This is a genomic window from Cryobacterium luteum (assembly GCF_900110125.1).
In the GTDB taxonomy this organism is placed as follows: domain Bacteria; phylum Actinomycetota; class Actinomycetes; order Actinomycetales; family Microbacteriaceae; genus Cryobacterium; species Cryobacterium luteum.
Genome location: NZ_FOCN01000026.1, coordinates 21,094 through 30,880, shown reverse-complemented (window position 1 = coordinate 30,880; position 9,787 = coordinate 21,094). Strand labels below are relative to the sequence as shown.

11 protein-coding genes and 1 tRNA gene are annotated in these 9,787 nt (G+C 63.0%); 4 read left to right on the top strand and 8 right to left on the bottom strand.

All coding sequences use genetic code 11. The features are described from left to right. Window positions 1-359, top strand: a 359-nt coding sequence (locus tag BMW72_RS19060; protein WP_139175923.1) for an Lrp/AsnC family transcriptional regulator, incomplete at its 5' end; no start/stop codon positions are given. Window positions 360-762: 403 nt separating this feature from the next. On the opposite strand, the gene BMW72_RS16495 is transcribed toward BMW72_RS19060, so the two are convergent. Further along, window positions 763-1,461 (bottom strand): hypothetical protein, encoded by a 699-nt coding sequence (locus tag BMW72_RS16495; RefSeq protein ID WP_167361073.1) that lies wholly within the window; start codon window positions 1,459-1,461, stop codon window positions 763-765. A gap of 1,170 nt (window positions 1,462-2,631) precedes the next feature. Here BMW72_RS16495 and BMW72_RS16490 point away from each other — a divergent pair. Next, window positions 2,632-3,729 carry a site-specific integrase gene (locus BMW72_RS16490; RefSeq protein ID WP_092112507.1) on the top strand — a complete coding sequence of 366 codons (1,098 nt, stop codon included), beginning with the start codon at window positions 2,632-2,634 and terminating at the stop codon, window positions 3,727-3,729. A gap of 227 nt (window positions 3,730-3,956) precedes the next feature. Here BMW72_RS16490 and BMW72_RS16485 read toward each other — a convergent pair. The 5 genes from BMW72_RS16485 to BMW72_RS16465 form a co-directional block, all read right to left on the bottom strand. After that, window positions 3,957-4,031 (bottom strand) — tRNA-Arg (locus BMW72_RS16485). 64 nt (window positions 4,032-4,095) lie between these two features. Further along, window positions 4,096-4,488 carry a VOC family protein gene (locus BMW72_RS16480; RefSeq protein WP_092112505.1) on the bottom strand — a complete coding sequence of 131 codons (393 nt, stop codon included), beginning with the start codon at window positions 4,486-4,488 and terminating at the stop codon, window positions 4,096-4,098. A 132-nt stretch (window positions 4,489-4,620) separates the two neighbouring features. Next, a complete protein-coding gene (locus BMW72_RS16475) occupies window positions 4,621-5,118 on the bottom strand; it encodes an HNH endonuclease (RefSeq protein ID WP_092112504.1) in 498 nt (165 codons plus the stop codon). A 345-nt stretch (window positions 5,119-5,463) separates the two neighbouring features. Continuing rightward, on the bottom strand, window positions 5,464-6,216 hold the full coding sequence (locus BMW72_RS16470; RefSeq protein ID WP_241984071.1) for a C40 family peptidase: 753 nt from the start codon (window positions 6,214-6,216) through the stop codon (window positions 5,464-5,466). Between the two features lie 334 nt (window positions 6,217-6,550). Beyond that, window positions 6,551-7,270: an iron-dependent transcriptional repressor DtxR gene (locus BMW72_RS16465; protein WP_092112502.1), complete on the bottom strand. Its 720-nt coding sequence runs from the start codon at window positions 7,268-7,270 to the stop codon at window positions 6,551-6,553. Window positions 7,271-7,401: 131 nt separating this feature from the next. Between BMW72_RS16465 and serC the strand changes: the two genes are divergently transcribed. Both serC and BMW72_RS16455 read left to right on the top strand, forming a co-directional pair. Then, the gene (gene serC, locus BMW72_RS16460; RefSeq protein ID WP_092112500.1) at window positions 7,402-8,520 is read left to right on the top strand and encodes a phosphoserine transaminase; all 1,119 of its coding nucleotides are present in this window, start codon (window positions 7,402-7,404) and stop codon (window positions 8,518-8,520) included. 18 nt (window positions 8,521-8,538) lie between these two features. Beyond that, window positions 8,539-8,793, top strand: coding sequence for a DUF2530 domain-containing protein (locus tag BMW72_RS16455; RefSeq protein WP_092112498.1), 255 nt, complete (start codon window positions 8,539-8,541; stop codon window positions 8,791-8,793). Here BMW72_RS16455 and BMW72_RS16450 read toward each other — a convergent pair. Both BMW72_RS16450 and BMW72_RS16445 read right to left on the bottom strand, forming a co-directional pair. Beyond that, window positions 8,686-9,387 carry a DUF3027 domain-containing protein gene (locus BMW72_RS16450; protein WP_092112496.1) on the bottom strand — a complete coding sequence of 234 codons (702 nt, stop codon included), beginning with the start codon at window positions 9,385-9,387 and terminating at the stop codon, window positions 8,686-8,688. The genes BMW72_RS16455 and BMW72_RS16450 overlap by 108 nt on opposite strands. After that, window positions 9,380-9,760, bottom strand: coding sequence for a cold-shock protein (locus tag BMW72_RS16445; protein ID WP_092112494.1), 381 nt, complete (start codon window positions 9,758-9,760; stop codon window positions 9,380-9,382). The genes BMW72_RS16450 and BMW72_RS16445 overlap by 8 nt, the downstream gene beginning before the upstream one ends. Window positions 9,761-9,787: the final 27 nt, after the last annotated feature.

Here is a 9,787-nt window from a genome sequence, read left to right as displayed (position 1 = left end):
AAACCGTGCACCTCGGCATTTCAGCGACTCGGATACGGCTGCAGGCATTGGAGCAGCGTGGGGTGATTACGTTGTACACGGCGAGAGTCAACGCTGCCAGCCTTGGGTATGCGCTTCGCGCGGTCGTCAGACTCAGCGTAGACGGAGTCCAAGACTCAAAGGTGTTCGAGATACTCGAGCGTGAGAATCAAATCGTCCGGTGCCTTCGAGTCACTGGCGAAATCTGCTTCATGCTCGAGATTGTTGCACCAGACATGTCCGAACTGGAACGGATCACAGTCCAACTCGCAAAACTCGGCACCGTGACCACCGACCTTATCTACGAACTCATCCTCGAACGCCCCATCCCTTCCAAGTAACGCAAATGCGCACCCAGCGCAGCCGCGCTGCGACTCGGAGAGACAGGAGGCCACTAGCTCAACGCAAATGTATCTCGCGAACGGTTTGTTGGAGAGACCCTCCAGCGCACGACTTGATCACTCGTCTGACGCAACGGATCACCATCTCCATGCGCCCGCAGGAGGGACCTCGACCGGGACGATACAACCCGCGGTCGTGTTCCGCGGAGGGCCATGTGCAGGCTAGGACCTTCATTCCCGTAAGACCCGCCCGAGAAAATGCCCGGTGCAGGGGGGCCAACCGGGGTAGAAAGTATCGCTCCTAATTCGTTGCCTGGGGCTTCGATCTGTGCCGCTTGGATGACGGCCATCGGGAGCGGCCACGCGTACCTCGAGGAATTTTGATCGATACTTCCCCGATAAGTCAGACGCGGGTCCCATCAGATCTGTTCCAGTCAGCGCGTCCGTCGAGGTGCGGCGCGACCGCGAGCTGGACGGCGTGGTCGCCGGGGTCGAAGTTGGGGCCGATCCAGATACCGGGGGCGTCGAGACACGGGTACGAGACTAACCGTGGGCGTTCGGTGCGCACGAGCCGTCGGTCCGCTTCGCGGGTGATGGCGCGATGGGCGTCGGCCGTGCAGAAGTACGCGACCCGGTCCACGTTCTCGTGCACAAGACGGTAGCCGTGGTTCGTCACGATTTTCTGGTACCGCTGCCACGACTTCGGCGTCAGCTCCACCTCGACGAGTTCCACGATGCCGTCCCGAGTGGCGACACCGTCAGCTTGATGCTCACGGTGTCCTGCCGGTTGGCGATCCCGCCGCCAGGTGAAGCCCTGCGCCAAGTACCGTGCTGAGACCGTTGCAACGGCAACCTCATGCCGGGTGGTCTGCCGAAACAGGCTCGGCGGCGGCTTGCCGATCGCCAAGCGGGTCGCCCACACAATGGATCCGTCCCGATACGTTGGCCGGGACCGATCCAGCCAGCCGACGGCGGTCATGCGCGCCACCCACAGCTGCGCCCGCCGCAAGCTCAACGGCTCGCTGGCTCCCGCAAACGCGCCCAGCGCCCAGCGCACCGCCTCCACATCGGCCAACCGGACAACATCGAGCCATTGCACCATCGCTTTCATCACGCTCGGTGATCTGCACCATAATTCTGCCTTTCACTCTGACGCAGCTTTATGAGCATGATTCTGCAGGCGACCACTGACATCCGCTTTGGCCGACGTCTACTTCTCCTGGTTCTTGCTCTACATCGCTAGCTATCGCGCCTCCTTGCCTCTCATTTCTTGCTCCATTTTTCTGCTCAGTTCTTGTTTTTGTTCTTGCTCTTGTCTTCTCTTCTTCTTCAACTTTCCTTTCTCTTTCCCTGTCCCACCGCCACCCCTTTACTTCCCAACCTCCGACACACTGAGGAACGATGGGTGTGGGAGGTTGGGAAGCGAGCGCAGCGAGGGGGTGGCGGTGGGACAGGGAAAGAGGCCCCGCACCCCGTCGTTAACCTATTCGCCGTCGGTGACTAGGCAAACGAATAGGCGGGCAGCCGCGACCACGTGCCCGTGGGCATCGCGGACGGCGCCGCACTGCCCCTGGGCCGAGTCCGGGACAGCGCCAAATCGTGGCCGGCGGCACTCGCCCAGCCCGCTACATCGACCTCCAACCAGTCGCTTGATTGCAGCATCCGAAGTCCGCTTTCGGTGACGCCGAAATCGAGAAAAGCGTCAACGCTAAGGCCGTTTCAGCGACCCCTAACCGCCGCACAGAACAGCCCGCCAGAGCGAGGTTATCCACAGGCTTTTCTCGCGCGCGCGTACTGTTAATGTTTTGTTTGTCCTGTTAGTACTGTTAGGGGGGCCGTTCACCGGCCCCCTATACGGCCAGATCTGGCCCCCTATGGGGTAAGAAATCGGCCCCCTACGGGGGCCGGTAAGCGGCCCCCTGACTATCAAGATTCTTCCTTGCGTCTACGTCGTATTCCACAGGCTCGCGCCGCCCTTCTAGGTTCTCTGCGAGAACGCGTCGCCGGCAGATGTCGCGGCGTCCACGGGGCTGTACAAGCGCGACCTAACGGAACGAGATTGGCATTCTGAGCCACTCGCGAACGCATGGCGGTCCGACGCACTGGGCCTGTGACGCCACAGCGCGAGACAGTGCAATTCGGTTCGCCAGGAGAGCCGTCGGTCATCGCGCTGGTCAAGTCTCACTGTCGGTGGCAGGGTGCAAGGTGATGTCAGGCGACAGCAATATCGGCTCCTCGCTACCGATGACGGCGAGACCTACGAGGTGAGGTCATGGGAACGATTTCAGCGTATGAGACCGCCGCTGGCAAACGGTACCGGGTTCGCTACCGCAAGCCGGATCACAGCCAGACCGACAAGCGCGGGTTCAAGACCAAGCGCTCCGCCGAGCTGTTCCTCGCGTCCACGGAAGTGCGCAAGGCCACTGGCGAGTACATCGACGCTCAGGCCGCCAAAGTCACGATCAGCACCTTCGGCGCCGAATGGCTGCGCACCCAAACCCATTTGAAGGCCAGCTCGTACAACGTCGTGGAGACCGCCTGGCGAGTGCACGTTCAGCCCGTGTGGGGGCCGCGACAGCTGGGTGAGATTCGGCACACCGATGTGCAAGCATGGGTGAGCGAGTTGTCGGCCAAGAAGAGCCCCACGGTCGTGCTGCGCGCCTACGGCATTCTCGCTGCCATGATCGATGTCGCCGTGCGCGACCGCCGGCTACCTTCCAACCCGGCCCGGGGCGTGAACCTCCCCCGCAAGGTCGGCAAACAGCGGCACTACCTCACTCACGGGCAGGTTCAGATTCTGGCCGACGAATCCCGCCACAACGCAACGCTGGTACTGCTGCTCGCTTACACCGGCCTGCGCTGGGGCGAAGCCGTCGGCCTCCGTGTGAACAACCTCGATCTGGCGCGGCGGCGCGTGCTCGTGCAATCGAACGCCGTGCGCGTGGGCGGACACATCGTTATCGGCTCTCCCAAGGGCTACGAAATGCGCAGCGTGCCCTTCCCGGCCTTTCTCGAAGCGCTGCTGACCGAACAGATCGCGGGCAAACAACGCAACCAGCTCGTGTTTGGCGATGGCAACATCTACCTGGCCACGCCGACCCACGGCGATGGCTGGTTCGCGGGAGCCCGAAAACGCGCACGACTCACCGATTCGTCCATTCCAGTCGGGCTGACACTGCATGATTTGCGGCACACCGCAGCATCCCTGGCGATCTCGGCCGGCGCGAACGTGAAGGCGGTGCAGCGCATGCTGGGGCACGCCTCAGCGGCGATGACCCTGGATACCTATGCGGACCTGTTCGACGATGATCTTGACGCCGTAGCGGTCGCGCTGGATATTGCAAAGACCAGGTCGGACGCGCTGCCGTGACGATTCACCGCCCGCTGGGTGGATTTTCCACCTCGCGACGCGGCCGAAAAAACCACTGACCCGGCGTCCCCGTGGCAAGCGGAAAGGCCAGAATTGGGCCGTTTCAGCTGCTCCAAATCACATCGAAATTTTTTGAAGTGTGGGCAAAATGTGGGCAAACGGCCATTCCTGAGAATGACGAAAACCCTACAGCCCAGTGTTTATAAGGGATGCAGGGCCTCAATGCGTGGTGCCCCTGGAGGGATTCGAACCCCCGGCCATTTCCTTAGGACGGAATTGCTCTTCCACTGAGCTACAGAGGCTGGTCCGGCAAGTTTAGTCGGTCGCGCCGGTCAACCCGCTCTATCGAACTGCCCCCTGGCGTGGCTAGCTGCCCAACTGCAGAATCTGGATCAGGTTGCCGCAGGTGTCGTCGAGGACCGCGGTGGTCACCGGCCCCATCGCCGCAGGCTCCCGAGTGAACCTCACGCCGAGGCCGCGAAGCCGCTCATATTCCGCTGCCACGTCGTCGACCGTGAACTGGGTGAACGGGATCCCGTCGGCAACCAGGGCCTCCTTAAACGGCTTCACGGCGCGGTGGCCGCTGGGCTCGAGCAGCAACTCGGTGCCGTTCGGGTTCTCCGGGGAGACCACGGTCAGCCAGCGGTCCTCACCGCTCAGGGGAACGTCCTGCTTTTTCACGAAACCAAGCACCTCGGTGTAGAACCGCAGGGCCCTCTCCTGGTCATCGACGAACACGCTTGTGATGTTGATTCGCATCTTGTTCCTCCTTCTGTGGGCTTACCCACCGGCGGTTGGGCGCAGGTTTGCTCGCTGGGCGCAGCATCAATCAACTGCCCGGTCGCTGAACCTGCGCCCAGCCCGTCGACCCGCCACCGAACCTGCGCCCAGCTAGGCGGCCGGAGCCAGATAGGCGTCCCACTCCTGCTCTGGCCGCTCAACTCCGCGCACGATCCAGGTCGTGCCCTGCGGCATCCTCGGGGTGAAGCGCAATTCCCAGCCCATCTCGGCCGGTGTGTGGTCGCTTTTGAGGTTGTTGCAGCGCAGGCAGCAGGCAGCGAGATTGTCCCAGGTGTCGCGACCACCGCGCGAACGGGGCAGCACGTGGTCGATCGTGGCGGCCGACTTACCGCAATAGCAGCAGCGATGCTCATCGCGGCGCAGCACCCCCCGGCGGCTCACCGGTACGAGGCGCGACATGGGGATGCGCACATACCGGGTGAGCAGAATGACGCTCGGGCGATCCCACGAGCCCGATGCCGCGAATACGGGGTGGTTCTGATCGGACTGCACGATCGTCGCCTTCTGGTTCATCACCAGAATGAGCGCCCGTTTGAACGAAACGACCGCGAGGGGCTCATACCCCGCGTTGAGTACCAGTGTGCGCATGCTCTCCCTTTCGAAGGAGGCTGGACGGCTTCCAGCCATTCGAACTACATCCGATGCGTACAGAACAGAAGCATGGCGAAACGAAAAAGAGTACAAAAAAAGGCGCCGTCACAATGACAACGCCTTCTGGCTGCTCACACAGCACTTTTCGCTCCGACAACTATGCCGAAAGCACTCGCGACCGCGCACATCCGTGGTGTGGATTGTGCGTCGCTCATGCATGGGCTCTCCTCACGGGCCTACAACTACATCAGGGCACTAGGTTAACCCACAAATGGCGCATCAGGGAAACCTGTATGCGCCATTTGTGCGAGCTGTTACCGAGTGTTCACCGGAGGCGATGAATTAGATGCCGATTCGCACGATGTAGTAGTCGCTGGTCCAGATCGGTTGGATCCGAACGGACTGGCCGGTATATGGCGCGTGCAGGATGTTTCCGTTGCCGGCATAGAAGCCGTCGTGGCCGTCCATGATCACGAGGTCGCCGGGCACGGCGTCCTCGATCGCGATCTTGGTTCCGGCTGCCCCCTGACCGACCGAGGAGTGCGGCAGGCTGATACCGAACTGCGCGTACACGTACATGATGAAGCCGGAGCAGTCGAAGCCGGCCGGAGTGGCACCGCCAAAGACATACGGTGTGCCCTGATACTGCGAGGCCACATTGAAAACGGATGCGAGATCAAAATTCGGGTAGGCCGGGTTGGCCAGGTAGTCGGCCACGCTCGGTCCTGAGTAGCTTGCGGCGTAGGAGGTCATCTGCGCGGCAACCTCGACGCGGCGGGTTTCCGCAGCGGCTGCGGCAACGGCGGCGGCAAGCTCTTCGGGTGTGGTGGCGGTGAAACCTTCGCGAGCGACGCTGACGGTCGCTGCCTGCGCATCAACTTCAACGGCCTGCGCCTGGGCCTTGGCCATCTCCGTGGACTCGCTGGCCTTGAATGCTGCTTCCTTCGAACCAGGAGCGAACGCATAGGCGGGGAGAGCCATGGTGGCCACCAGTCCGGTGGCGAGGGTCATGACGACGATGTTGGCGATTCCGCCACGGCGTTTCTTCGGAGCCGCCCGCGGCAGGGCTCGGTGGGCGTGTGCCGACGATTCCACTTTTTCGAGGGAATCAGAAGTTCGGCTCAGCCGACGCCTGGACGTTCTCGTTCCTAATGCAGCCAAAGTTTTAACCTCCGGCGCCTCGACAACACTAGGTCGTTGTCCCGTCACTTCGCTAATCGCGGGTGTGATCGTAAATCAAGAGACGGGGCAAGAAGGCGTCTTGACTAGAGTCCTTCGACCGTTTCTGGTCTGTGGGACATCCCCGAGGTTACAAGAAGCCCGCCCATTTGTCACCCTGAAAGGGCACTTTTCTAACGGATTGGTAACGGCCCGGGTGAACGGCCGAGCCGACTAGTGCGATTCAGCGAACGCCGAACCGGGCTCGATGTCAGCGAGCGACCGGGATGTAGCCGGTCGGCGTAGTGACAAAAATGTGGCTCGCGACCTCGTTCGGCAATTCCAGACCAGCACCGAAACCCTCGACCTGTACTAGAACGTAGGATCCCGCAGCCGAGAACACGCCGGTCGCGCCCGGCATGACCCCGCTCTGCTTGAGTTGCAGCAGCAGCTCGGGGTCGAACTGCACCGGTTCACCGAGACGACGGATGACCGCGGTCACCGGCACGGTCGAACTCGCCACCACCGAGAGCACGTTGATCACTCCGGCCATGAACGCGACCGCCGGCGAATCGCCGAGCTCGTCGAGGCCGGGGATCGGGTTGCCGTACGGAGATTCCGTCGGGTGTCCGAGTATCTCCAAAATTTTACGTTCGACCTGCTCGCTCATCACGTGTTCCCAACGGCAGGCTTCGTCGTGCACGAACTCCCACTCGAGGCCGATCACGTCGCTGAGCAGTCGTTCGGCCAGGCGATGCTTGCGCATCACATGCACAGCCTTGCTGCGCCCGGCCGGGGTTAGTTCCAGGTGTCGATCTCCGGAAACGACGACGAGGCCGTCACGCTCCATGCGTGCAACGGTCTGCGAAACCGTCGGGCCGGAGTGCCCCAGGCGTTCGGAGATCCGCGCCCGCAGCGGCACGATCTGTTCTTCCTCCAGGTCGAGGATCGTGCGGAGATACATTTCGGTGGTGTCGATCAGATCGCTCATCCGCAGCCCTTCATTCGGCTCGTGCGCGCACCGTTCGGTAATGACTGAACGGTGCTTTGTTGGCGGCCCCGGCCGGGCCCGCACAGCGTCTCAAGCCTACCCGCCCCCGGCTGGGCAACTAGAATCGCCCTATGGCCGACCTACTAATACCCACCGATCTGCTCCCCCTTGACGGACGATTCGGCTGCGGCCCATCAAAAATCCGGCGCGAACAGCTCGACCACCTGCTCGGATTCGGCACCGGAGTGCTCGGCACCTCGCACCGCCAGGCACCCGTGAAAGACCTCGTCGGTCGCGTGCGCGCCGGCCTGGGCGAGCTTTTCCGCATCCCGGACGGCTACGAAGTTGTGCTCGGCAACGGCGGCTCGACCGCCTTCTGGGACGCCGCAGCCTTCTCTCTCATCGAAAAGCGCGCCCAGAACCTGGTCTTCGGCGAGTTTGGCGGCAAGTTCGCCAAGGCCGCCGCCGCCCCGTGGCTCGAAGCCCCCGACGTGATCAAGGCCGACACCGGATCACGCAGCGACTTCGTCGTGCGGGACGGCATCGACGTCTACGCCTGGCCCCAAAATGAGACCTCGACCGGCGTCATGGCTCCGGTCACCCGGGTCGCCGGCGATGCGGGCGCCCTCACCGTCATCGACGCGACGAGCGCCGCCGCCGGCATTGATTTCGACGCGAGCCAAGCAGATGTCTACTACTTCGCCCCGCAGAAAAACCTCGCCTCCGACGGCGGCCTGTGGATAGCGCTGTTCTCCCCGGCCGCCATCGAGCGGGTCGAACGAATCGCGGCGAGCGGCCGGTACATTCCGGAATTCCTCAGCCTCAAGAACGCCGTCGACAATTCGCGCCTGAACCAGACGCTGAACACGCCGGCCCTCAGCACCCTGCTGTTGATGGAGAACCAGATCGACTGGATCAACCAGAGCGGCGGACTGGAGTGGGCGTCTGCGCGAACGCAGGCATCGTCATCCGTTCTCTACGATTGGGCGGCCGGCGTCGACTATGCAACTCCGTTTGTGGCCGACCCGACCCACCGCTCGCAGGTCGTCGTGACGATCGACTTCAACGACGCCATCGATGCCTCCGCGATCAGCAAGACCCTGCGCGCCAACGGCATCGTCGACACCGAGCCGTACCGCAAGCTCGGTCGCAACCAGCTTCGCATCGCGACCTTCACCGCGATCGACCCCGAGGACGTCAAGAAGCTCGTGGCCTCGATTGAGCACGTCGTCGCACACCTCGGCAACTAGCAGGAACAGGATTGGGTCATGCGTCTCTGGTTGAAAGACAGCGAACGTAGGCCCGATCCGCTGCCCGCGAGAACGGATGCCCGCAAGGCGCTGCTCGTGGGCACCCTGCTCTGGCTGGTCGCTCTGGGCGCCGCCCTCTTCACCCAGGGGACGGGGTCGGCCGGGTCAGGGGCGGCGAGCGCGCCGGGAGCGGGTTGGTGGCTGTGGTGCACCGTCATCGGTGTCGGACTCGGCCTCGTTGGGCTCGCCTGGGTTCAGTTCCGCCGCCGCTAGCGCTTCATCAAAGTCGATGCCGTCGAGAGCGTCGAGCGAGTCATCCGCGTCGTCCTCGACCGACTCAGCGTCGTCATCAGCGTCGTCGTCCTCATCAGCGTCGTCGTCGGAATCGCCCGAGTCATCATCCGAGTCGTCGTCCGAGTCGTCGTCCGAGTCGTCATCCGCGTCGTCGTCTGACTCATCGTCATCCGCGTCGTCGTCGTAGTCGGTATCGTCGGCATCCGTTGCAGTGTCGTCCTCGAGCAGTCGATCCGACCACGGCACCCACTCGGGCGCGAGCAGCGAGTCGTCGCCGGGCGTGAGCTCGGTTTCGAGAACCTTCGGCTCGGAGTTCTCATCGACCCGCGCGAGACTGACCGTCCAGCGCCAGCCCGGGTAGCCGGTCAGCAGGCAGTCGAAGAGGAAGGACACGACGAGGTCGCCCTCGTCGATGTGGCCGATGACGTCACCGATCGTGTCGTCGGTCGTGATCTCCAGCAGCGCTGCGCGGGCCAGGTCGACGGCTGCGAGCAGGGTGGCGTCGGTTGGTTTGGCGGCCGGAGCGTCGGTCGTCAGGCCATTCGTCGGCTGAGCGTCGGTCAGGTCAGGCATCCAGTTCCTCGGCGACCTTGCGCAGCATCGCCGCGATCTTCTTGCTGTGGCTCGACTCGGGGTAGCGACCGCGTTTGAGGTTGGTGCCGATCCCGTCGAGCAGCTTCACCAGATCTTCCACGATGATGGCCATGTCGTCGGCCGGCTTGCGGTTGAACTTGCTCAGGCTCGGCGGTGCTTCGATCACGCGCACCGAGAGCGCCTGCGCACCGCGTTTGCCGTCGGCGATACCGAATTCGAGCTTCGCGCCGGCCTTGACGGTTACGCCGGAGGGCAGGGCGGAAGCGTGGAGGAAGACCTCTTGACCATCATCGGATGTGATGAAGCCAAAGCCTTTCTCCTCGTCGTAGAACTTGACCTTGCCGGTGGGCATCTGAACCTCACTGAGTTTTGGGCGCAC